Origin of the sequence: Bacillus sp. DNRA2, assembly GCF_012843265.1 — a bacterium.
In the GTDB taxonomy this organism is placed as follows: domain Bacteria; phylum Bacillota; class Bacilli; order Bacillales; family Cytobacillaceae; genus Bacillus_BU.
Map to the genome: position 1 here is coordinate 79,267 of NZ_JABAIT010000004.1, position 22,474 is coordinate 101,740.

22 protein-coding genes are annotated in these 22,474 nt (G+C 40.2%); 19 read left to right on the plus strand and 3 right to left on the minus strand.

The features are described 5' to 3' along the window. The first annotated feature begins 40 nt into the window (after positions 1–40). The 8 genes from cobO to HHO41_RS05315 are packed head-to-tail and all read left to right on the plus strand — an operon-like array spanning position 41 to position 6,139. A complete protein-coding gene (cobO, locus tag HHO41_RS05280; protein ID WP_169096460.1) occupies positions 41–598 on the plus strand; it encodes a cob(I)yrinic acid a,c-diamide adenosyltransferase in 558 nt (185 codons plus the stop codon). Beyond that, positions 598–1,710, plus strand: coding sequence for a threonine-phosphate decarboxylase CobD (gene cobD / locus HHO41_RS05285; protein WP_169096214.1), 1,113 nt, complete (start codon positions 598–600; stop codon positions 1,708–1,710). The genes cobO and cobD overlap by 1 nt, the downstream gene beginning before the upstream one ends. After that, a complete protein-coding gene (gene cobU / locus HHO41_RS05290) occupies positions 1,701–2,237 on the plus strand; it encodes a bifunctional adenosylcobinamide kinase/adenosylcobinamide-phosphate guanylyltransferase (RefSeq protein ID WP_169096216.1) in 537 nt (178 codons plus the stop codon). The genes cobD and cobU overlap by 10 nt, the downstream gene beginning before the upstream one ends. Continuing rightward, positions 2,237–2,977 carry an adenosylcobinamide-GDP ribazoletransferase gene (gene cobS, locus HHO41_RS05295; RefSeq protein ID WP_169096218.1) on the plus strand — a complete coding sequence of 247 codons (741 nt, stop codon included), beginning with the start codon at positions 2,237–2,239 and terminating at the stop codon, positions 2,975–2,977. The genes cobU and cobS overlap by 1 nt, the downstream gene beginning before the upstream one ends. Continuing rightward, a complete protein-coding gene (locus tag HHO41_RS05300) occupies positions 2,977–3,576 on the plus strand; it encodes a histidine phosphatase family protein (RefSeq protein ID WP_169096220.1) in 600 nt (199 codons plus the stop codon). Before cobS ends, HHO41_RS05300 begins: the two co-directional genes overlap by 1 nt. A gap of 19 nt (positions 3,577–3,595) precedes the next feature. Continuing rightward, positions 3,596–4,297, plus strand: coding sequence for an adenosylcobinamide amidohydrolase (locus tag HHO41_RS05305; RefSeq protein WP_169096222.1), 702 nt, complete (start codon positions 3,596–3,598; stop codon positions 4,295–4,297). A gap of 8 nt (positions 4,298–4,305) precedes the next feature. Further along, the gene (cbiB, locus tag HHO41_RS05310) at positions 4,306–5,268 is read left to right on the plus strand and encodes an adenosylcobinamide-phosphate synthase CbiB (protein WP_211171045.1); all 963 of its coding nucleotides are present in this window, start codon (positions 4,306–4,308) and stop codon (positions 5,266–5,268) included. A gap of 16 nt (positions 5,269–5,284) precedes the next feature. After that, positions 5,285–6,139, plus strand: coding sequence for a GHMP family kinase ATP-binding protein (locus HHO41_RS05315; RefSeq protein WP_169096224.1), 855 nt, complete (start codon positions 5,285–5,287; stop codon positions 6,137–6,139). A gap of 294 nt (positions 6,140–6,433) precedes the next feature. Here HHO41_RS05315 and HHO41_RS05320 read toward each other — a convergent pair whose 3' ends face one another. Continuing rightward, positions 6,434–6,796 carry a cytochrome-c oxidase gene (locus HHO41_RS05320; RefSeq protein ID WP_169096226.1) on the minus strand — a complete coding sequence of 121 codons (363 nt, stop codon included), beginning with the start codon at positions 6,794–6,796 and terminating at the stop codon, positions 6,434–6,436. Between the two features lie 173 nt (positions 6,797–6,969). Here HHO41_RS05320 and HHO41_RS05325 point away from each other — a divergent pair, with 173 nt between their 5' ends. The 3 genes from HHO41_RS05325 to HHO41_RS05335 all read left to right on the plus strand — a co-directional run bounded on the left by HHO41_RS05325 (position 6,970) and on the right by HHO41_RS05335 (position 11,188). Next, positions 6,970–7,128 carry a hypothetical protein gene (locus HHO41_RS05325; protein ID WP_169096228.1) on the plus strand — a complete coding sequence of 53 codons (159 nt, stop codon included), beginning with the start codon at positions 6,970–6,972 and terminating at the stop codon, positions 7,126–7,128. A gap of 116 nt (positions 7,129–7,244) precedes the next feature. Next, positions 7,245–8,177: a dipeptidase gene (locus tag HHO41_RS05330; protein ID WP_169096230.1), complete on the plus strand. Its 933-nt coding sequence runs from the start codon at positions 7,245–7,247 to the stop codon at positions 8,175–8,177. A 311-nt stretch (positions 8,178–8,488) separates the two neighbouring features. Continuing rightward, positions 8,489–11,188, plus strand: coding sequence for a tetratricopeptide repeat protein (locus HHO41_RS05335; protein ID WP_169096232.1), 2,700 nt, complete (start codon positions 8,489–8,491; stop codon positions 11,186–11,188). 44 nt (positions 11,189–11,232) lie between these two features. Here HHO41_RS05335 and HHO41_RS05340 read toward each other — a convergent pair whose 3' ends face one another. Together HHO41_RS05340 and HHO41_RS05345 are read right to left on the minus strand one after the other, a co-directional pair. Then, positions 11,233–12,306, minus strand: coding sequence for a DUF5667 domain-containing protein (locus HHO41_RS05340; RefSeq protein WP_169096234.1), 1,074 nt, complete (start codon positions 12,304–12,306; stop codon positions 11,233–11,235). Positions 12,307–12,426: 120 nt separating this feature from the next. Then, a complete protein-coding gene (locus HHO41_RS05345; RefSeq protein ID WP_169096236.1) occupies positions 12,427–12,606 on the minus strand; it encodes a Fur-regulated basic protein FbpA in 180 nt (59 codons plus the stop codon). Between the two features lie 186 nt (positions 12,607–12,792). Here HHO41_RS05345 and HHO41_RS05350 point away from each other — a divergent pair, with 186 nt between their 5' ends. The 8 genes from HHO41_RS05350 to panE all read left to right on the plus strand — a co-directional run bounded on the left by HHO41_RS05350 (position 12,793) and on the right by panE (position 22,362). Continuing rightward, a complete protein-coding gene (locus HHO41_RS05350) occupies positions 12,793–13,119 on the plus strand; it encodes a MerR family transcriptional regulator (RefSeq protein ID WP_348981220.1) in 327 nt (108 codons plus the stop codon). Positions 13,120–13,414: 295 nt separating this feature from the next. Beyond that, positions 13,415–14,233 carry a basic amino acid ABC transporter substrate-binding protein gene (locus HHO41_RS05355; RefSeq protein WP_169096238.1) on the plus strand — a complete coding sequence of 273 codons (819 nt, stop codon included), beginning with the start codon at positions 13,415–13,417 and terminating at the stop codon, positions 14,231–14,233. A 94-nt stretch (positions 14,234–14,327) separates the two neighbouring features. Then, positions 14,328–14,984, plus strand: coding sequence for an amino acid ABC transporter permease (locus tag HHO41_RS05360; RefSeq protein ID WP_169096240.1), 657 nt, complete (start codon positions 14,328–14,330; stop codon positions 14,982–14,984). After that, positions 14,981–15,703: an amino acid ABC transporter ATP-binding protein gene (locus HHO41_RS05365; RefSeq protein WP_169096242.1), complete on the plus strand. Its 723-nt coding sequence runs from the start codon at positions 14,981–14,983 to the stop codon at positions 15,701–15,703. The genes HHO41_RS05360 and HHO41_RS05365 overlap by 4 nt, the downstream gene beginning before the upstream one ends. Before the next feature lie 320 nt (positions 15,704–16,023). Then, positions 16,024–17,325 (plus strand): hypothetical protein, encoded by a 1,302-nt coding sequence (locus HHO41_RS05370; protein WP_169096244.1) that lies wholly within the window; start codon positions 16,024–16,026, stop codon positions 17,323–17,325. A gap of 264 nt (positions 17,326–17,589) precedes the next feature. Next, positions 17,590–19,536, plus strand: coding sequence for an LPXTG cell wall anchor domain-containing protein (locus HHO41_RS22230; protein WP_211171046.1), 1,947 nt, complete (start codon positions 17,590–17,592; stop codon positions 19,534–19,536). Between the two features lie 71 nt (positions 19,537–19,607). Then, positions 19,608–21,302, plus strand: a complete 1,695-nt coding sequence (locus tag HHO41_RS05380; RefSeq protein WP_169096246.1) for a hypothetical protein — start codon at positions 19,608–19,610, stop codon at positions 21,300–21,302. Between the two features lie 139 nt (positions 21,303–21,441). Further along, entirely contained in the window at positions 21,442–22,362 is a 921-nt protein-coding gene (panE, locus tag HHO41_RS05385; protein ID WP_169096248.1) for a 2-dehydropantoate 2-reductase, read from the plus strand. Positions 22,363–22,474 lie beyond the last annotated feature (112 nt).

Here is a 22,474-nt window from a genome sequence, read left to right on the forward strand (position 1 = left end):
GAACTGTAACCAAAGGGTTAGGATGATTACAACAATGAGGATGGTGGAACAAAAAATGAAAAAAACACAACAAGGCCTGACATTAGTTTATACCGGAGATGGCAAAGGGAAAACCACCGCAGCGTTAGGGATTGCCATCCGTGCAACTGGTAGTGGCAAAAAGGTACTAATGATTCAATTCATCAAATCGCCAGACCGCAGCACAGGCGAAAAAACAATGTTTGAAAAAATCGGTATTGAAATGCACCAGCTCGGCATTGGCTTTACATGGACAAAAACGCCTGAAGAACATCGCGAGGCCCTTCGTAAAGCGTGGGAGTTCACGAAAGAAAAGGTTTATTCTGGCGATTACGATGTCGTTATTTTAGATGAAATTAACAATGCGCTAGCAATCGACAGCTTTCCAATTGATGATGTACTGCCACTTTCTGAAGTACTTGCGCTCATCAAAAATCGCAGCCAGAGCATGCACTTAATCATTACTGGCCGTTCAGCTAAGCCAGAAATTATCGATGCAGCTGACCTAGTGACGGAGATGAAAGAAATCAAGCACTATTATCAGGACGGAATACCCGCGGTGAAAGGGATTGAGTATTAATGGCGTGGATTGAAAAATATGGCCATGGTGGTGACTTATTAACGGCTCAAGCGCAATTTGGTTTGGGTTCAGTGCCACTGCTTGATTTTAGCGCAAATATTAATCCGCTTGGACCGCCGCCAAAGGTGATGGAGACGATCAAACAGCAGCTCGATTCAATCATCCACTACCCAGACCCTGCCCAACGAAAGCTCAAAGAGAAGCTAGCGGATCGATTTGCTCTGAAGCTTGAGCAAATCATAATCGGCAATGGCGCTGCAGAATGTATGGCGTTAATTATTCTGGCTCTCGAGCCGCAGACGGTTGGCGTCGTTTATCCATGCTTCTCGGAATATGAGAAACTATCAACGGCCTTTGGGGCAAAAATCAAAGCTTGTTACGGTCGGGTTGAACAGCAGTTTAAACCAGACCTTCAAGATTTGTTTGCGTTGTTCAAAGAGGTTGATTTAGCGTTTATTGGTCACCCTAACAATCCAACTGGAATCACTTACAGTCTTGAGGAGCTGGAAGCAATTGCGGCTCAGGCTGAAGCTACCAACACTTATCTTGTTATTGACGAGGCATTTATTGATTTTATTCCAAAAAATAAACAAGTAACCCTGCTGCCAAACTTACCACAATACACAAAACTGATCATCGTTCGTTCGCTGACTAAGTTTTACGCAATCCCCGGACTGCGGCTGGGTTATGCCGTTTCGGAGCCGGAAACAATTGCTAGATTACAAGAAAAACAAGTGACCTGGAGCGTGAACCAGCTCGCACTCACTGCAGGAGAAATTTGTTTGGATGAGATGGAGTATGAGGAACAGACGATTGCCCTAATTGAGGAGCAACGAGAATATTTAAAGCAATCTATTGAAGAAAAGCTTGGTTGGTTTGTTTTTTCGGGACAAGCCAATTTTCTATTAGTACGGCTGCCGGAAACAATGAAGGCTGCAGAGTTGCAGTGGGAAATGGGTAAGCGCGGGGTTATGATTCGTTCTTGTGCGATGTATCCGGGCTTAACAGAGCATGATTTTCGGATTGCTGTTCGTACGAAGCAGGAAAACGATCAACTTCTGACTACTTTGCAAAAGGTTGCTGAAGAGAGGAGCTTGGACTTATGTCGTTAACATACGTAACGGGTGGGGTTCGCTCCGGAAAAAGCGAATATGCCGAGAAGGTTGCAGCATCGTTCGAGCGGCCAGTTTTATATGTGGCATTTGGCGTGAATACGGACGAAGAAATGCAGGAGCGGATTGAAAAGCATCAACTGCGCCGCCCGAATACCTGGGGAACCATCGAAAAACCATACGAGCTCCTCGCGCCAATCAAGCAATATCAAGAATATGAAGTTGTCCTCGTTGATTGTTTTTCAACATGGCTGACCAATCGGCTCATACAAATTCCAGAAGGAGAGCTGCACAATGAGAAATACCGACGTGAAATCCTCAACGAGGTCGAAGCGTGGCTTGCGCAAATTGCTGATATGTCGCAACGAGTCATCGTCGTTTCAAGTGAGGTCGGCCTAGGTGGAGTGGCAATGTCATCGCTCGGACGATTGTTCCATGATGTCCTCGGAGAATGCAATCAGCGCATTGCTCAGAGTGCTGATGAAGCCTATGCCGTTCTATCCGGACTACCAGTGAGGTTGAAATAATGAAAGCTTTTTTTGCCGCATTGATGTTTATGTCACGTATCCCGTTGCCACAAATGAATATTTCTAAAACAGATTGGCATAAAAGTGCTCGTTATTTTCCGCTAGTCGGTTTGGTGATTGGTGGAGTGCTGTATCTTGCTGCCATAACACTAGAACAGTTTTTTCCAACAACCATAACAGCATTTTTGCTCGTCCTCCTCTGGATTTGGATCACTGGTGGCTTGCACATTGATGGTTGGATGGACCTTGCAGATGGCTTTGGCTCGAACAAGAGCCGGGAGCAAATTTTGGAAATAATGAAGGACAGTCGTGTTGGTGCAATGGGGGTTATTGCCGCAATTTGCTTAATTGGCGGCAAATGGATTGCTGTATATGAACTGCTGCATCAAGAAGGTGCTGTTATTCTATTGTTGAGTCCAATTTTGGCGCGATTTTTATTAATCAGTGCCATTTACTTTTTTCCTTATCGCAATCAAGGAGGAATTGGTGAAGGGCTACGAGTAAATTTGTCATGGTTGATAATTTTTTTGAATTTTGTATTTATTTTATCGTTGTCTTATTATTTAATAAGTATGGATGGCGTAATATGGCTATTCATCACGGCCATTTTTAGTGGGCTACTTGTTGTTACGATTTTTAAAAAATTAGGAATGTTAACAGGAGATTGCTACGGGGCGCTCGTCGAGTGGAGTGAAGCCGTCTCTTTGTTTGTCGCCTTGGCGTTATGGGGGCTGATGTAATGAAAATTGTTTTTGTCAGGCATGGGGAAACCGATGAAAATGCGGCACAAACGTATCTAGGACATACTGATGCCTCGCTAAATGAGCATGGACAAGACCAAATCGAGAGATTCTCACCGCAATTAGTGGATGAGTGGGATACATTTTATTCCAGTGATTTAAAGCGGTGTCAGGAAACGGCGGGTATTATTGCTAAAAATCTTAATTTGAAGCGGACTCCCACCCTTGTTCCTGCTTTACGTGAATTAAACTTTGGAGCCTGGGAATGCAGAACCTACGAGCAGATAATGGCAGCTGACCATGTACAAGTTACTGCCTGGATTGATAATCCGTTTGAAATTGCCCCTCCGAACGGCGAAACACTGGTTCAGCTTGGCGGGCGCTTTGATGCATGGTTTGAGCAGCTCTTACAACAGGCTCATTTTGATGAAAAAATCATGATTGTTTGTCACGGCGGACCGATTCGCTGGTTTAAATCAAAATGGCTGCTCGGTGACCCGAAGCAGTTTTGGTACATTGATGGAATTAAGCATGGACATGGATTGCTTGTCCATTATGATAAAAATGAAAAACAATTTACGAAAGTAAAATACATATAGAATCTGCGAGGAAGAAAAAATGCAGCCTTTCATACAACAAAATTTCTATCAATCTCAGGTTTGGCCAGAGCTGGTCATTGAAAAAAAGGAAGATCATATTTTATGCAAATTGCCAGCTAAACTGGAAACGCTGAGTAGTGCTGTTTATGGTGGCGGCTTACACCAGGCAAGTCATTTTGTGAATTGGAAGGTTCCGCTTGATTATTCATCAATAGATCCAACTCTTTTAATGGAACAGAAGCTAACTGAATGGGGCTATCCTGTTAGCGAAAGCCTTGGCCTACAAACTGCTGCTTACATCCACACTGCATCGGTGAAAGAAATGGTGGGCGATGAATTTAAGCTGGTTTGTGTGGTGACGGCGGGACTTGGGAATAACGCTCGGGCTGGCAGAAGCCGTGAAACGTTTCCTGCTTATCAATGTTCAACGATTAACGTGTGTATATTTATTGATAGCAGTATGACGCCAGCAGCAGTTACCAATTCTATTATCACCGCCACAGAAGCAAAGGCGGCCGCGCTGCAGGATTTACAAATAGTTGATGAAAATGGTGAAATTGCAACGGGCACGACAACGGATTCAGTCGTCATTGCGGTAAGCCAAAACAGTGCACAATATCGAACACATCAATTCGCCGGGGTTGCTACATCAATTGGAAATGCAATCGGATGCCTTGTCTATGAGGCGATTTGTAAAGTGGTACGATATCAGGAGGATTAAAACAAACCATGTTTATTCATGCAATTTATATTTTTATAGCTTATTTAGTTGATTTAGTGGTTGGCGATCCTCGATTTTTACCACATCCAGTTGTGATCATCGGCAAGTATATTAGCCGATTAGAAAAACTCATCCGAAAGGTCTTTCCGAAGGAAGAACAGCTAAAACGTGCGGGGCTACTGTTACCGCTTTTGATTGTCGGTGGTACATATTTAGTCGTTGCATTGCTGATTTATGGTGCAGGTCTTATCCATGATTGGCTGGCCGTTGCGCTTGAAATATGGCTCATTTCGACGACAATTGCTGTCAAAGGTCTTGGTAAAGCTGGAATGGAAGTATACCAACATTTAAAAAATAACAATCTAACCGAGGCTCGGAAAAGTCTCGGAATGATTGTTGGAAGAGATACCGAGCAATTGGACGAAAGTGAAATCTCGCGTGGAACAGTCGAGACTGTCGCCGAAAACATAGTTGATGCCATCATCTCTCCCTTGTTCTTTGCCGTAATCGGTGGCGCACCCTTAGCGATGGCTTATCGGGCGGTAAATACGCTTGATTCAATGGTGGGCTATAAAAATGAGAAGTATCAAAATTTAGGCTGGGCATCGGCGCGATTGGATGATGTGGCTAATTTCATCCCGGCCCGGTTAACGGTCGTTGCCCTATTATTTGTTGTCTGGATCAAAGCATTTAATGTCAGAAACGCTTTGAAAACAATACTCCGGGATGCTCGTAAACATCCCTCGCCTAATTCTGGCTTTACTGAGGCCGGTGTCGCAGGCGCGTTAGGTATCCAATTGGGTGGTTTAAACTATTATGGAGGCATTGCCTCTAACCGAGCAAAAATGGGGGACCCCTACCGCAAAATCATTGCGGATGATATCATCAATACTGTACGAATTATGATGTTAACTGCATTTGTGTTTTGCTTATCATTATTAACGATAACCTTTGTGATAAATTTTAATTAAAATATAGGTGTTTATTATGAAAATTGGTAAGGGTAGCTGTAATGGGACATTTGGAGAATTAGTACAAGGCGTTCTTGATGAACGTCCTTTTTTGGTTACCCTGCCAATCCCGGCTTTGAAAAGTGAAGCAAAATTTATTCCTAATCTGGAATCTCCTGGATTAATTGGACCCGCTGGGAAAACAAAGGCTGTCACGGCTTGTAAAAAGCTATTGGAACGTTACGAGATAAAATGTGGCGGCACGCTTGTGATTGAGTCAAATATTTTGGTGGGAAAAGGTATGGCAAGCAGCTCAGCGGATATCGTGGCGGCGATTCGGGCAGTTGCTGATAGTTTTGATTTGCAGATTACGGAAGAAATTATTTCTGAGATTGCAATTGGGATTGAGCCGACTGATGGGGTGATGTATCAAGACGTTGTTGCCTACGATCACATCAATGGAAGATTGATTGAGAAACTCGGAAAAATGCCTGATTTTACAATTGTTGGTTTAGATTTTGGAGATGTAGTTGACACTGTACAATTTAATAAAATTTATAAAAATTACTCCATTGGGGATCGAAAAAGATTTCATGAAGCGTATGAGATGTTAAGGATGGGGATAAAAGACCAGAATTTCACTTTAATATATAGAGCAAGTACAATTAGTGCTCAAATTAATCAAAAAATCCTGACCAAACCTTATTTTGCTGAATTTGAACGTTTAGCAAAAAGGTTTAATGGAGGAGTAGTAATAGCTCACAGTGGTACAGTTATGGGATTATTACTAAGTTCTGGGAATCCTAAAATAGATGATGTGTTTCATGAAGTATCATTAAGATTCTCTAATCAATCATTTAGGTTAGTCAATACAACTTTTGTGAAAACATAAAGGAAGCTGTCCTATAACTTTTAAGGACAGCTTTTTCTTAATTGATTTTATAGTCCAAACGTTTCTTTGGACATTGAGTTCGTTATTTTCATAAAAACTCTATTTTTAAAATATTTTCGGACATTGAGTTCCTTATTTGCTAAAAAATCAAACAAATAACACCTATTAAGGCTAAATAAGGAATCGTATGTCCTGCAAAACCTGAAATCACCTTTTTGCATTGAAATAAGGGATTGTATGTCCGATTACCTGAAGCGACTCATGTTCCATTTGAGGATATCCTCGTGTATATTATCACACATTCCTAAACAAGTTCACCGCAAACAATATTCCACCTAAAACAACAGCTATTGAAGCAACAATGATCACAATGGCAAGGCTTTCACTGTCAGCCAAAATCGAATAAGCGAGTCCGCCCTGCATGAGGGGTACACCAAGGTTATGGAGCCAAAAATGGATTTTGGCCAAACCGGTTTCACCGGCTTGCGGATAAAAATGATAAATTGCCCCAAAGAGTGCCATGGAAACCCAACCGAGTAAATTGATGTGCGCGTGGACCGGTGCCAACTCAAATTCATGTATAATTCCCATTACAATACCCAGGATAATGCCAATTACAAAATAGACCACCGCAATCTTAAACCACTTTGCTCCCATCATCATTTCCTCCTTTTTAAATTTGGGTAAATGTACTACCAATACCATTTTATTAGCTTTATAACTTAGGTATTACATTTCCACTGTAAAAATAGTGAAAACTATGATAATAAATCGATGTATGATTTTTCTATTGCTCCCTAAAACTAATCTTAGAAAGGGTGGTGGATGATATGGGAAAATGGAATGAACAAGCAGCGCCAAACAATAATTTAAAGCCGGTAACAATTTCTACTTCATCAAAATTGGTAGGTAAGGACGTAAATTATGAATTCTCCAAAAGCCCATTTGACAAAAACAAGCAGGACCAAATAACAAAAAATCAGCCCTGAAAGCAGCCCAATCTCCTAATTGTTATTTGGAGGTTGGGCTATTTATTTTCAGTCTAATAGCAATTAATGCTTCATACATTAAATAGTTAAGATGATCGTAAAAGGAGGGTACTTCGATGGAAGTCATCGACCTGCACTGTGACGCACTACTCAAGTTATGGGAAGAAAAGGGAAAGCTAAGTTTTGCCAATGCACCTGAACTCAATACAAATAAACATCGCCTAATGAAAGGCCAAGTAAAAGTACAGTGTTTTGCAATTTTTATTGAACCTGAAATCAAGCAAGAGCAGAAATTCCAGGTTGTTCTCGAGCAAATTGATTATTTTTATCAAGAGGTACTCGAGAAAAATCCAGATATGAAGCATATTAAAAAATGGTCTGATTTTTATAAATTGAAGCCTGGGCAGATCGGTGCGATGCTGACGCTTGAAGGCGTTGATGCTATCGCTGATGATTTAACCAAGCTTCGCATTCTTTACCAGTTGGGTGTGAAGTCAGTAGGATTGACGTGGAATTATGCAAATTTGGCAGCTGATGGAGCGCTTGAGGGGCGGGGTGGAGGCTTAACGCTATTCGGGAAAGAAGTAGTGAAGCAAAACAATCAACATCAGGTATTGACTGATGTATCGCATCTTAGTGAGCGGGGATTTTGGGATGTGATGGAACTTGCGCAATACCCGATCGCTAGTCACTCAAATGCTAAAGCTATATGTCATCACCCAAGAAATTTAACAGATGAGCAAGCGAAAGCGATGTTTAATGCTGGGGGAACAGTTCATGTTGTGTATTATCCGCCGTTTATTAAGAAAGATGGAACTGCGCAATTGGCTGACCTCATCAAGCATATTGATCATTTCTGTGCGTTAGGGGGAGTAAAGCATATTGGCTTGGGGTCTGATTTTGATGGCATAAACTTGTTCGTAGAAAATCTCGAAAATGCTGAGCAAACCCAGAACTTGATCAACGAACTACTGAAGTATTACAAAGAGGAAGAGGTCATTGGTTTTGCTTATCGAAACTTTCTGAACCGGTTGCAGGGTCGGATTTAATGGGGCTGGCACAACAGCCCCTCAGCTTACCAGTTTTATTTTTATAAAATCCTTCCAAAAAAGGGGAAAAGCTACAAAACCCGTGCGATTCCTTCCCACTTTTTGTCCATAAAACGATATAATAATGTTATAAACTAAATAATTTGCTAATTATCGAATCTAAATAATGAAAATACCCACAAGATGCTCCACTTTTTGCGAACGGTATACTATCGACCTATTAATCTAACGAATTCAACAATCTGAACCCATGCCTAGGGAATTATTCAAACAAAGCCTTATCCAAACTTTTACATAACCGGAGGAAAGCCATGTCTGAGGAACAGTTTCTTAATAAGACGTATTACAAAACTTTTTTAGAGCCAAGAGATGACCGTCATCCGATCGAGGTGCTTGGGGAAGCGTATGTGAAGGAGCAGCAAAACTTGCCTGAATTAGCAGCGATCCGCTTTGCACAAGGAGAAGTGTATTATGCAGCGAGGGATTATGAAGCGGCTATTTTTAAATGGCAAAATATCGATAGTGAGTTGGGGCCTTGGGCAAAGAAAAACATGGCGGATGCCTATTTTGAACTTGAGGAGTATTATTCGGCAGAATCAATTTATAAAGCAATTGCCACTGACTCAAGCACACTGAACTCAGAAATTTTAATCAGTTTATTTTATCTTTACATTGAGGAAATGAAGCTCGATCTTGCCGTACAAATGATTAAATCGGCTGTATTGCAAAATCCAGACTACCGCGATGTTACGGAGATTGCTCGAAGATTTTTTGAAGAGAATAAATATTGGGATCATGCAATCGAGCTCGCTGTGAACGAAGCAACGCGAACAGAGACAATGGACTGGGTCGACAGTCTGATTGATTATATTGAAAATGGCCATGCCCAAGGTTTGCCACCGGCCTATTTTTATCAAGTTCAATTAGTTGTTGTGGGCAACGATGCGGAGCGCTTTGAGAGATTAGCAAGTGCGCTTTGGGAAAATTACCATGATGGGGAGTACTATTTTAATTGGCTCAATCAGTTTAATAATCTCTTTGAGGCGATTGGCGTTTCGTCAGGAAAGCCATGGAACAGTTTATCCAGCCTTTATCAAGAGACGTATTTGTACTTGCTTGACGGTAAATATTTAATGAACGACATTGTTGAAATCATGCCGGGATTGTTAACGAATTGGGTTAAAATCGCCACTAATGAGCAGCGATTCTTCGCTGCGGCTGCCGTACTTGCTTGGGATGAAATGAATTCTTCAAGTGAATTAAAAGAATTAGTGTATGAGGCAGATAAAATCATTCAAACGATGAAAACTAGTAAGCTTAGCTTTGATCATTGCCAAGCCCTTGTCGAATCAATCGATATCTGGACAAAAGTACAGGGCATACAGGTAAGTCCGAAGTTGAAATGGATCATAGATCGACTAGCAGACCTCAAGACTCAATACATCATCATTGCTGGGGAATCTGTGAAAGGGAAGTCGATTTTTTATAATCAATTGCTTGGTGAATTACCAGTTGATTCGATTGAAACGAATTTGTTAATTGCTGACAGTGATACGGAGGAAGTTCAGAATTGGACAGATATGGATGATGCCCCGTGGATGTCTGATGTTAGTGATGAGCAGCAGCAAACGGAATTGAGCAACAATTGGAGTGAGCTTAAGCTGCCTAACGTGTTTTTACGAGAAAGTGGGCTTGCTTTCATTCATGCAGAAGATGTTTATGAGCGAAATGCAGAAAGCATACATATGGCTGATAGTTTGGTATTTGCGATTTCTGATAATGAGCCATTCTTGGAACAAGATCGCAATCTATTTATGAAGCTTCAGCAAAAGTATCCGCGCTTAAACGTTAAATTTTTGCTTATTAACGAAAATGGTGACCAAAACTCAAATGCAGAAGGTTTAACAACGATTATTAACAGCTTTTTCCCGAATGCGGAAATCATGCAGGTTTCCCTTGATAATCCGAGCTGGGCTGAGCTACAGGATTTGGCTGATTTCTTAAGAGGTAATATTGATCAAATAACGCTTGAACAGCAACGTGCCACAAAAACATTATTTTTTTTACAAAAAATGCTGAACCAAATTATTGAAAAACGAGTGATTAAGGAAAATAATCTTGTTCATTCAGTGAATTGGAATGGGCAAATGGTCGGGAAGCTTACTGGGGCAATTAATCAATTACATGATGTAAAATCAGAATCAATTCGCAATATTAAAAAGGCCTATCAACATGAGATTGACGGGATTCGCACCGAAATTACTTCGGCAATTCCTGAATTACTTAAAGGTTGTGGCGCACTTGTCAAAGAATCAAGTGATTTTGGTAAAATTCACGTGGAACTAAACAACGAGATGAATAAGCGAATTGATGATTATATCATGCAAACGGCGTTGCCGAAATTCCAAGATGCGCTACAGCGCTGGATTGAAACAGCTAATAGTGAATTTAATAAATCTCAAAGTTTCCTAAAGGAATTAGCAGATGGCTTTAATTCGATGTATGAAGAAGAACGAGTCCAGCTAGAGGGTGACTTTAAAATATTGAATGATTGGCGTCGGGATGTGATTCGGATGACCAGTATTGTTCAAATTGAAAAGGTAAATATCCTAAATCGATTTACGCCAACACAAGTCCTCCTAAAAGGTGCTGGTAAGCTATTTGGAGCATTACCGCAAAATAAGAAGCTGTTAAGTTCGAAGTATAAGAGCTTTATCGAAAATGAAAATTATAGTGAGATCGCAGAATCAGTTGCAAGCAGATTACTGATGCAACTTGAGTTGTTTGAAAAGGGCCTTGAGCGGGATGTGACAATGTTCTTTACGGACCCAGAGGTTACCTTGCAGCAACTTGTATCAGAAACCAACACAACGATTATCGATAGCCAGTCTCAGCTGAATAAGATGAGAGAATGTCCGGAACGCTTTAATGACCCATTAGCGATGCTCCAAATTAGATTGCGTCAATATGAGTATGTATCAGGCAGCGCCAAGGAAACGATCTATCAATAAAAGTAAAGCCCCGGCACTTTTGGAGTGCCGGGGCTTTGTTTTGCTTATTTCTCTTTGTTACCTTTTTGTTCTTGTTTGTTTTGGTGGGCTTGAGCGCTGTTACCTCTTTCGGGTTGTGCTTTCTCAGCTTGTTTTTCTTGTTTCTTTTCATACCCTTTTGTTTGTGGGGCCTGGCTGTTTGAATTCTGGACTGATTCAGTGGTTTGTGGTGCGGTAACAGTTGGATTAATGGTTTCCGTACCAGTAGTGGCTAGAACTGATTCGCTTGTTTCAGGAGTCGCTTCAGCATCAGGTGCTGGAGTCACAACTTCCTCTGTATTTGTAGTTTCTTCAGTAACTGCACTATTTTCTTCTTCGGTTTCAGTTTTGCCATATTTCTTCTCGAGTTTTGCTAGCTTTTTAGCAATTTTAGCATAGGTTTTATCAATATTTTTCTGTAATGAAGCGCGGGCTTGATCATTGCCGACATGCTCCATTGCTTTAGTTAAGGCAATGATATTATGTCTTAATGTCCCTTCAACTTCATCGAGATCGCCTTGCTCTCCGTCATTTTCTTCATCAACGACTGTCGAATCTTCATTAGTATTGCCATCTTCTGATACAGCTTCACCTGTTGTGGTTTCATCGGTTACTGCTTCATCCGTACTGTCAGTTGTAGAATCTGCTTCATCTGCAACTGCCTCGTCAGAACCTGATACATCATCAATGATGGCTTGTGAACTTTCCATGTATTCAATTGCTGTTTGGATGACTTCTAATGCTTCAGTTTCTTTTCCTTCACCATATAAAGCAGCTGCTTCTGCAAGACGTTCAGATGCATATGTTGCCATTAATTCTGCTTCCTTAGCATCATCAAAGGTAAAGGCTAAGGTGATCTTTTCAAGGGCAATTTTTGCAAAATAAAAGAAATCCCCAGGTACAACGCTTGGTGTTTCTGTTTGTGAATTTTCTAATTCTGATTGTATTTCTTGTAAATCTACGGTTTCGTAGTTATTTGATGTTTCTGTTGTTGTTTCATCAGCGAATGCAGCTGTAGAAACAGTAAAGGAACCGGCTAGCACAAGGGCTAGTGATGCTTTAGTAATTTTTTTAAGATGATTTGTAGAAAAAATATTCATTGTGTCCACCTCTATTGTTTTTTTTGCGATCGCATCTTCCAATAAAAGATTACGAAATAGAGGATGGGATATGTGGGGGCAGAGAATAAATAATTTTTTACTGATTTAGCATGCTTGAATCTAGCTTTGCTTCCGTTGTTTTGTTTTGTAATCCTTTTTCGTGTTTTTATACTCATCGATTAATTCGGATAATGTTAATTTATGAAGCATCGGATCACTCTGTTTGTATGCACCTATACGGATTAGCCGATTAATGAAAACTAGTCGCAAATTTTCTACTGCCTCTCTTAATAGCGGCATGAGCAACACATCCTTCATTGATTGTTGAGGAAATATTAATATGTTTTGGAAATCTTTACATCATTCTTGTTAGTTTTTCTTACGAACTTTTAATATATGTTATATAATCTAACATAATAATGTAAATATTCAGTACATTTAGATATAATTTTGCTTAAAACAACTATTATGTGAGGTGAGATGCACGTGGCGATGGATTCTTCCTATAAAAGCAGAAAAGTCATTACGATCGGTGTTGTTAGCGAGTTAACAGGCCTTTCTGAACGGCAAATACGATATTACGAAGAAAGAAGGTTGATTTTCCCAGAAAGGTCAGCACGGGGTAATCGGAAATATTCCTTTGATGATGTTGAAATTCTTATCGAGATTGCTAACAAGCGGGAAGAAGGTGTCCAAACGAATGAAATCAGACAGGAACTGTTAAAAGAAATTCGCAAAGAGGAAAATCGGAAAATTAGAAAACAAATGCTAAAAGGGCAAATAAATGCAAGATTTGGAATACAAAAGGAATAGCCTGAAAATATTGAATGGTTGAATAAAAATATTCACTATTATAATCAGTGATTGGTTTTCGAAGAAAATACCGATTAGAAGCGGTGTATTAATGTATCTCTTGAAAACCATGAGGGTCTAATTGAAAATCTTCATGGTTTTTATTTTAAAATAATAGTTTGATAAAGTTTTTTTATACGAATTATTGAATAAAAACACATTAGCAATTATAATGAACTATATTCATATATGAAAGAAATCAAAAATACTATATTAAGTGAGGCGTATAAAAAACAAAAATTGGGGGACAGTGTTCATGAGAAAAAATTTATCTATTATGTTTGTTTTGTTCTTATCATTTTCTTTGATTTTGTCCGCATGTGGGACAAGCAAGGAAACATCAAATGACGAAGGAAACAATTCACAAGAGACAAAGAAAACACTTCGAATTGTTACAGACGCAGCGTATGCTCCTTTTGAATATATGGATAAAGGTGATATTGTCGGTTTTGATATCGATTTTATTACTGCGGTAGCTAAGGAAGCTGGTTATGAAGTGAAGATTGAACACGTCGGTTGGGATCCGATTTTTGTTGAAATTGAAGGGAAGCAAGCTGACTTGGCCGTTTCAGCAGTCACCATTAATGATGAAAGAAAGCAAAGCTATGATTTTTCGTCACCATACTTCTTATCCACCAATAAAATCTTGGTGAAAGAAGGAAGTCCAATCAAAAGTGGTGCGGATTTAAAGGGGAAAGTAGTGGCTGTGCAAAATGGTACGACTGGCCAAGAAGCAGCTGAGGCCATTCTTGGAAAAAATAGTCCGAGCTTAAAGAAGTTTGAAAACAATGTATTAGCGATCCAAGAGTTACTTGCTGGTGGTGCAGATGCGGTTGTAGCAGATAATACCGTTGTGGAAGAATATGCGAAAAATAATCCGCAGGACAAGTTGGTTGTTATTGAGGATGCAGATGCATTTGAGGCAGAATTTTATGGTATTTTATTTCCAAAAGGCAGCAAGCTAGTAAAAGAGTTTGATGAAGCCCTACAAGCAATCTTCGACAATGGCACTTATACCAAAGTTTACGAAGAGTGGTTTGGGAGCAGGCCTGAATTGGATAAATTGCAAAAGTAAAAAAATCCTAGTTGAGAAACAATAATATTAAAAAATTGCGTAACTCTAAGGTTTGAGGTGTTACGCAATTTTTTCGCTAAAAGGAGGGTGAACAATGGATTTCAGGTTTGATATCATTGCAGAATATGCCCCGTTTTTCGTTAAAGGGACACTTCTGACAATTGGTTTTTCGTTAGCAGGAATCTTGATTGGTACAGTATTAGGTTTAATGATAGGACTTGGAAAAATGATGAGAAACAAAATTCTCGCTTTTCCATTTGATATTTATATTACTTTTTTCCGTGGAACGCCATTATTCGTACAAATATTACTCATTCACTTTGGGGTGGTACCGCTCTTTACAGGGGAAACAAATGCTGTCATTGCAGCAATTGTAGCCTTATCTCTAAATTCAGCTGCCTATATTTCAGAAATCTTCCGTGCTGGAATTCAGTCAATTGATAATGGGCAAATGGAAGCAGCGCGTTCGCTTGGAATGAATCACGTTCAAGCGATGCGATATGTTATTTTACCTCAAGCAGTAAAACGAATGATTCCACCACTTGGTAATGAATTTGTTACTCTTATCAAAGAATCATCATTAGCGGCAGTAATTGCAGCCCCGGAACTTATGTACTGGGGAAGAGCGATGGCAGGTCAGTATTACCGCGTTTGGGAGCCGTACTTAATGGCTGCACTCATTTACTTAGTACTGACTATGTCATTAACAGGGCTACTTAACCTCCTTGAAAGAAGGTTGAAAACAGAATGATTAAAGTAGAAAAATTAAAGAAGTCCTTTGGGAACCATGAAGTTTTAAAGGATATTAATGCCCATGTAAAAGAAAAAGAAGTTGTCGTGGTAATTGGTCCATCCGGTTCAGGTAAATCAACCTTCTTGAGATGTATCAATCTACTTGAGACAATCAGTGGAGGACATATTTACATCGAAGGTGTGGACATTTCTGACAAAAAAACGGACATAAATAAAATCCGCACAGAGGTCGGAATGGTATTCCAGCAATTTAATTTATTTCCGCATAAAAGTGTAATAGACAATATCACTCTATCTCCGATAAAGGTAAGAAAGATGGCTAAAGAAAAGGCAGAAGCGATTGGGATGGAGCTGCTTCGTAAGGTTGGCTTGGAAGATAAAGCTCATGCATTTCCTGATTCATTATCTGGCGGTCAAAAGCAGCGAGTAGCGATTGCTCGTGCGTTAGCAATGGGGCCGAAGATTATGTTGTTTGACGAACCTACGTCTGCGCTTGACCCTGAAATGGTTGGCGAGGTCCTTGAGGTTATGAAGCAACTTGCCAAGGAAGGGATGACGATGGTCGTTGTAACTCATGAAATGGGATTTGCTCGTGAAGTAGGCGATCGCGTGATATTCATGGATGGAGGCTTCATTGTTGAAGAAAACATACCAGCGGAGCTGTTTGAAAATCCGCAGCAGGATAGAACAAAGGCGTTCTTGAGCAAGGTGCTTTAAATATTTTAAAATAATATAATTTAATATTTTACACTAATAAGGAACAGCAAAGTGCTGTTCCTATTTTTATTGAAAAATCAAGAAAAATAGCCGAAAAGTAATATAAATACAGTGTTGATGAGTTTTAATTTTGGTAAAATATAACTATATATAGTAATATTTTACAGCAAAATAGGGCAATTGTGTCAACTTTTTTAAATTTTATCGAAATATTAAAAAAACACTGCTATTACTTTTCAGAATCGCTTGATTCGACAGAAAATTATATCTATTATCTATTCGAGTGATATATATCACAAACCTTGGGGGAGGTTAAGAAATTGAGCAAGAAAGTTTACGGTAAGTCAAGAGGAAGTCGGGGAAAAGTTTTAGCAGTAAAGGTTACTGCGCTATTTACGGCAGCATCGATTGTATTTGCTCCAATTCAAACGTCAGCAGCATTACTGGGAGATTTAACCAAAGGCATTACTGATACGACATCGAAGGTAACAGGAATTGTCGATAGTACTTTGAAGGATCCAGTCGGCACGGTAACAGGTGTAGTTAAAGATCCAGTCGGAACTGTATCAACAGTAACTGAACCCATTTTAACTCCTGTCAGTGGAGTGGTTTCTGGTGTTGTGAAAACAGTTGATCAAGTAGTGCCTGGAGGGTTACAAAATCCAGGTGGATTACCAGTTTCAGTTGAGCCACAAGATAAGGGCGCCGTTGTAAAAACTCCAGTTGGAAATGTTGGAGTTCTCAATCCAGGCGTTTCTGTTAACACACCCGTGGCAAATGTAGGCGTATTAAATCCAGGTGTAAGTGTTGAGGTGTTACCAAATGGTCAAGGAGGTCAAGGTGGCACATCAGGAGTAGTGAATGCAACTTTATTAACTAACCAAAAATTAACTGGAACACCAACTTCATTGGATTCCAAATCTAAAAAGATAACCTTAAATTACAGTGGTGAAGGTGCACTTGATCTTGGTGTTTTGGAAAATATTAAAGTTGTTTTTAAAATGCCAGATGAATTTGCTAGCTTGTTAAAGGATCCTAATTTTAAAAAGTCATTATCCGCATCATATGATGTACCTTTAGTAGAGGTACTTGGAATTAGACTGTTAGATAGAAAAGGATCATTTACAGAGGATCAAATTCATATTGATACGGCAACTAATAGCGTTTATATGAATTATGCTGATTTACTTCGCTTAGAATTATTACCAAAGTCTGTGTATAATTTTAAACTTGAAATCGCTCTAGATAAGCTCCCGTGTGCTACAGATAATGAATATACGTTTAATGCGTATACATCCAATGCATTTATTGATGTCTCTGTTTTGGAATCACAGGCAGCTGCTTTGAATGTTCCTGTAACTTTTCCAAAGGGTAGTTGTTCAAAAGACGATGACAACAATGGAACGAATCCAGGCGGAAATAACGGTGGTAATAATGGTGGTACAACTGGTGACCAACCAGGAGGTAATCCGGGAACAGGCACAGGTACTGCTGGCGGTGGATTAGGTGGTTTATTACCAATCACAAATACAAACATTGCAAATATCGGCTTAATTGGTTTGTTAACTTTATTAGTCGGAATGGTTATTAAGATGATTGGGTTTAAGAAATTAGCTGAATAAAGAATGATTTTTTCAAGAGCAGGGGAATTTCCTCTGCTCTTTTTGTGTTTGTAAAAGAGGAAAACGTCGTATGGAGTTTTTGGTGTTTTAAGTTGTATAAATTGGTGAAAATTTTGTTAAAATGTGACAATTTCAGTAATTTTTACAAATAACCGTATATTTTAACAAAATAATCCAATTTCAACATTGAAACAACAGAATATTATGCCTATTATGGCTGTGATAGTGACTAAAATCACATAAATTCTGGGGAGGGGTTTATTAGTGAGCAAGAAAAATGTTGATTACAAAAAAAGGATGAATAAGCGAAAGGTCGCATTAACGATGCGTGTAGCCGCAGTTTTAGCTACAACGACCTTAGCGATAACACCACAAAATGCCGGGGCTGCTGTGAAAGAAACAAGGTCTCTATTGATTGATGCTGGGGCTTTTGCAGCCCAACCTATGTCGGCAAGTGCAACAGTTTTTGATCACCAAAAGTTAGATGGAGTTAAGGGAATAGAGAATGTCTCGCTTAAATTCCATGGTGATGTTCAAACATTGGCATTGGCACTTACTACACCGACGATAAGCATTAAAATGCCAGCACAATTGAATCATTTATTACAAGACGAAAATTTTATTAATCAAATTGAGGCGCAGTTTAAGTTTTCAAAACAGGATACATTTGGCGCGATGTTAGTTGTTCCAATGGATCCTTTTGCTAATGAATTCGCAGGCGCTGTACAGGACATTGTAGTAAATCCTGAAACGAATACAATTAATTTTATCCTATTTGATAACGTTAATTTAGCTGGTAATTTTGTGGATTTTGAATTAGATATTCTTTTACCAATTAATCCAAGTGAACTTGAACCAGGAAGTTATGATTTTGTAGCTACTTCGCTAAAAGCAAATGTATTCGTTGATATTGGCATTGAAACAGATAATACTTGGGGATTCGATATAGATGATTCTGATGCAGATGCTGACGCCGACGCTGATGCAGATGCGGATGCTGACGCTGATGCTGACGCTGACGCTGATGCAGATGCGGATGCTGACGCGGATGCTGATGCAGATGCGGATGCTGACGCTGATGCTGATGCTGACGCTGATGCTGACGCTGACGCTGATGCTGACGCTGACGCTGACGCTGATGCCGATGCCGATGCTGACGCAGATGCTGACGCCGATGCGGATGCCGACGCAGATGCCGACGCAGATGCTGACGCAGATGCTGACGCAGATGCTGACGCCGATGCAGATGCGGATGCGGATGCCGACGCAGATGCAGATGCTGACGCCGATGCAGATGCTGACGCCGATGCAGATGCCGATGCTGACGCTGATGCTGACGCAGACGCTGACGCAGATGCAGATGCTGACGCGGATGCAGATGCCGATGCTGACGCCGATGCAGATGCGGATGCTGACGCCGATGCAGATGCCGATGCGGATGCCGATGCTGACGCCGATGCTGACGCCGATGCCGATGCTGACGCGGACGCAGATGCCGATGCGGATGCTGACGCAGATGCGGATGCAGATGCCGATGCCGATGCCGATGCGGATGCCGATGCTGACGCCGATGCCGATGCCGATGCCGATGCGGATGCCGATGCTGACGCAGATGCAGATGCAGATGCTGACGCAGATGCAGATGCCGATGCAGATGCGGATGCAGATGCTGACGCAGATGCAGATGCTGACGCGGACGCAGATGCTGACGCGGATGCAGATGCCGATGCTGACGCAGACGCTGACGCCGATGCCGATGCCGATGCTGACGCCGATGCCGATGCCGATGCTGACGCAGATGCAGATGCGGATGCGGATGCCGACGCAGATGCAGATGCAGATGCTGACGCAGATGCAGATGCAGATGCTGACGCAGATGCTGACGCAGATGCTGACGCAGACGCTGACGCCGATGCCGATGCTGACGCAGATGCGGATGCCGACGCTGACGCTGATGCCGACGCTGACGCAGATGCGGATGCAGATGCGGATGCAGATGCCGATGCTGACGATGATAAACCGGCCGATAAACCAGCTGACAAACCAGCAGATAAGCCAGTTGTTAAACCTGCTGACAATAACGCCGGAAAAGCACCAGCTAATAAACTTCCAAATACTGCAACCAATACTGGAAACCTAGGCTTGCTCGGTTTGGCAACTTTATTGATGGGACTAGCCTCAAGATTGTTCAAGCGTAAGGAAACAAACTAAAGGCATTGCAAATACCCACAGAACATTTGTGGGTATTTGCTATTTTTCTTTTAAAAGAGGTGATAGATAATATGAAAACAAAATTGAAGGTCAACCAATCTGGCGAGCTAGAAGTATTTAAGCAAAATATTAAAGCATTCAAAGAAATGCTATCCCCTCACCTTGAAAACCTGCAAAGACAATTAGCGATAGAACAAAAAGTGACAATTTTTCTCTCAATCGGGAGTCCGAATCGGCGGGCAGTAGTATTCAGCGGAACAGCAAATCAACTTGAAACAGCTTGGAAAAATGCATCAGATAAAGCTGGGAAATTAATCAAGAAACAAAAATTAAAGTCGGATTGGATTAAAGCTGATATCGTCACACAACGAGAAGATATCACTATCCAAGACTTTATTTTAAAAATAACCAAAACAAGATCAAACTATTTCAGATTTGGAATTTCACTAGATCCGGATTTTAATTTGGCATTCCTAGAACAAGAGGTAAATGGAAATGCTTTTATCAAGTTGGATAAAGAGCATAATCGTGCTCATTTGAGTGAGGACAACATGAATTACTATTGTAATCATTTTCGGAACATGAAAGGCAAAATAAACTTTAATACCGTAAAAGGGATTACGTTATTTACCACTGTCAGCTTTTTTTATAATGGTGAATTAATTGAGCTTGAAACTTCTCAATTAAGCAATGGGAGAAGGAGCGTTCCGACCTTAACTCATGAAACTGCTCTAGATATCATTAGAAAATCATCAGAATACCTTGCTAATCAAGTTCAAAAAGATGGAAAGTATTGCTATGGTTACTTTCCTTGCTACGATAAAAAGATTAGCTTTTACAATATACTGCGTCATGCCAGCTCTACTTATTCCATAATTGAAGCTTACGAAATGACCCAAACTCCGAACTTGATTCAGCCTATCGAACAAGCACTTGAGTATCTTGAACAGGAGTCTATCGCAACATATGAACAGGATGGTCAAACGTTGGCTTACGTTTTGGAAAAATCAAGTGATTCTGAAATAAAATTGGGGGCCAATGCCGCAGCTATTCTAGCATATTCAAAATATACAAAGGTATTTAAAGATGAGAGGTATCTACCGTTGATGCAGCAATTGGCAACGGGCATTGCGAAAATGCAGAACCAAGAAACAGGGCAATTTGTACATATTTTAAATCCAGATTTATCACTTAAAGAAGCATTCCGAATAATTTACTATGATGGAGAAGCGGCTTTTGCTTTAATGAGATTATATGAGCTTGATCGAAATCCGAAATGGCTTGAAATAGTTGAAAAGGCATTTTTATTTTTTATTAAAAATAATTATTGGAAGCATCACGATCATTGGCTAAGCTATTGTACCAATGAATTAACGCGCTATCGACCACTTGACCAATATTTCCGCTTTGGATTAGAAAATGTTAAGGATAAGCTCACATTTATGATGGAGAGAGAAACCACTTATCCAACGTTTTTGGAATTAACAACTGCAGCATACAAAATGATAAATAGAATGAAAGAATTAAACAAACATTCAATGCTGGCAGATTTCGACGAAGATCAGCTCTTATCGGTAATTCACCATCGTGCACATCATCAATTAAACGGGTTTTTCTACCCAGAGGTAGCGATGTATTTTGCAAACCCAGGCAAAATTTTAAACGGATTCTTTATTCGCCATCATTCGTTCCGTTGTAGAATTGATGATGTGGAGCATAATATTTCAGGATATTGCAGTTATTTGAAAGATGTACTGAATTCCTAGAATGAAGCAGGGGAAGTAGACCCCTGCTTTAATTATTTTGCCGATAGTTTACATAACCATATAATATAAATGAGTATTACCTTTATAATTGGATTATTGAAAAGTTGTAAAACTAACTAATAATATTAGGAGGTATATAATGAGAGTTTTAGTTGTTGGAGCAGGAGCCGTAGGCGGTTATTTTGGAGGTCGTTTAGTTGAAAAAGGCGAAGATGTCACTTTTTTAGTAAGAGAAAATCGCAAAAAGCAAATAGAAAAAAATGGACTTGTCATCAAGAGTGTAAACGGTGATGTTACACTTCAGCCAAAAACCATCTCGGCCGGAGACGAAGTGGAAGCTTTTGATGTCATTCTACTCTCTACGAAAGCCTATCACCTCCAAGGAGCAATCGATAGCATTAAGCCATATGTTGGTGAAAATACGATGATTGTCCCGCTATTAAACGGAATTATTCAAGTTGAAAAATTAATCGAGACGTTTGGTGAAGAAAAAGTATTAGGTGGCTTGTGCTTTATTGAGTCTACTTTAAATGGTGAAGGCGATGTTGTTCAAACTAGTCCTGCCCATACATTAATGTTTGGTGAGCGCAGTGGGGAGTTAACTGAGCGGGTTCAAAAACTTGCGTCAACTTTTGATGGAGCGAAGGCTAACTTCCGTTTAAGGCAAAATATCATGCAAGAAATGTGGCACAAATATATGTTTATTACGGCGATGTCCGGCGTAACCACATTAATGCGAGCGCCAATGGGTCCGATTCGCGAGGAGCCAACCGGTGCGGAATTAATCAAACGTTTGTTTAATGAAATAGCTGCAGTTATGAACAAAATGGAAGCACCGCTTGCTGAAAATGCCGTTGAGGTTGAGTTGGGTAAATTTTATAAAGTTGGTCCAGAAATGAAATCCTCGATGCAGCGTGATATGGAAAAAGGCTTATCAATCGAAGCGGATCATTTACAAGGCTATTTAATTGCCAAAGCAAACGAGCATCAGATACCTGTTCCAGTTCTTGAAACGATTTATGCAAATTTGAAGATCTACGAAAGACAATTAAATAAATAAGAATAAGAGAAGTGAAACTCGCCGTAGTAATTGGGCGAGTTTTCGTTTTTAATTCTTAATCTATTGATAAGACGGAGGACGATAAGCGGAGTTTTTCCGCTTAAATATAAAA

Bases quoted from the DNA above. Each gene is read 5' to 3' on its own strand.
- cobO (WP_169096460.1), top strand. From the start codon at position 41: ATGGTGGAACAAAAAATGAAAAAAACACAACAAGGCCTGACATTAGTT.
- cobD (WP_169096214.1), top strand. From the start codon at position 598: ATGGCGTGGATTGAAAAATATGGCCATGGTGGTGACTTATTAACGGCT.
- cobU (WP_169096216.1), top strand. From the start codon at position 1,701: ATGTCGTTAACATACGTAACGGGTGGGGTTCGCTCCGGAAAAAGCGAA.
- cobS (WP_169096218.1), top strand. From the start codon at position 2,237: ATGAAAGCTTTTTTTGCCGCATTGATGTTTATGTCACGTATCCCGTTG.
- HHO41_RS05300 (WP_169096220.1), top strand. From the start codon at position 2,977: ATGAAAATTGTTTTTGTCAGGCATGGGGAAACCGATGAAAATGCGGCA.
- HHO41_RS05305 (WP_169096222.1), top strand. From the start codon at position 3,596: ATGCAGCCTTTCATACAACAAAATTTCTATCAATCTCAGGTTTGGCCA.
- cbiB (WP_211171045.1), top strand. From the start codon at position 4,306: ATGTTTATTCATGCAATTTATATTTTTATAGCTTATTTAGTTGATTTA.
- HHO41_RS05315 (WP_169096224.1), top strand. From the start codon at position 5,285: ATGAAAATTGGTAAGGGTAGCTGTAATGGGACATTTGGAGAATTAGTA.
- HHO41_RS05320 (WP_169096226.1), bottom strand. From the start codon at position 6,796: ATGGGAGCAAAGTGGTTTAAGATTGCGGTGGTCTATTTTGTAATTGGC.
- HHO41_RS05325 (WP_169096228.1), top strand. From the start codon at position 6,970: ATGGGAAAATGGAATGAACAAGCAGCGCCAAACAATAATTTAAAGCCG.
- HHO41_RS05330 (WP_169096230.1), top strand. From the start codon at position 7,245: ATGGAAGTCATCGACCTGCACTGTGACGCACTACTCAAGTTATGGGAA.
- HHO41_RS05335 (WP_169096232.1), top strand. From the start codon at position 8,489: ATGTCTGAGGAACAGTTTCTTAATAAGACGTATTACAAAACTTTTTTA.
- HHO41_RS05340 (WP_169096234.1), bottom strand. From the start codon at position 12,306: ATGAATATTTTTTCTACAAATCATCTTAAAAAAATTACTAAAGCATCA.
- HHO41_RS05345 (WP_169096236.1), bottom strand. From the start codon at position 12,606: ATGCCGCTATTAAGAGAGGCAGTAGAAAATTTGCGACTAGTTTTCATT.
- HHO41_RS05355 (WP_169096238.1), top strand. From the start codon at position 13,415: ATGAGAAAAAATTTATCTATTATGTTTGTTTTGTTCTTATCATTTTCT.
- HHO41_RS05360 (WP_169096240.1), top strand. From the start codon at position 14,328: ATGGATTTCAGGTTTGATATCATTGCAGAATATGCCCCGTTTTTCGTT.
- HHO41_RS05365 (WP_169096242.1), top strand. From the start codon at position 14,981: ATGATTAAAGTAGAAAAATTAAAGAAGTCCTTTGGGAACCATGAAGTT.
- HHO41_RS05380 (WP_169096246.1), top strand. From the start codon at position 19,608: ATGAAAACAAAATTGAAGGTCAACCAATCTGGCGAGCTAGAAGTATTT.
- panE (WP_169096248.1), top strand. From the start codon at position 21,442: ATGAGAGTTTTAGTTGTTGGAGCAGGAGCCGTAGGCGGTTATTTTGGA.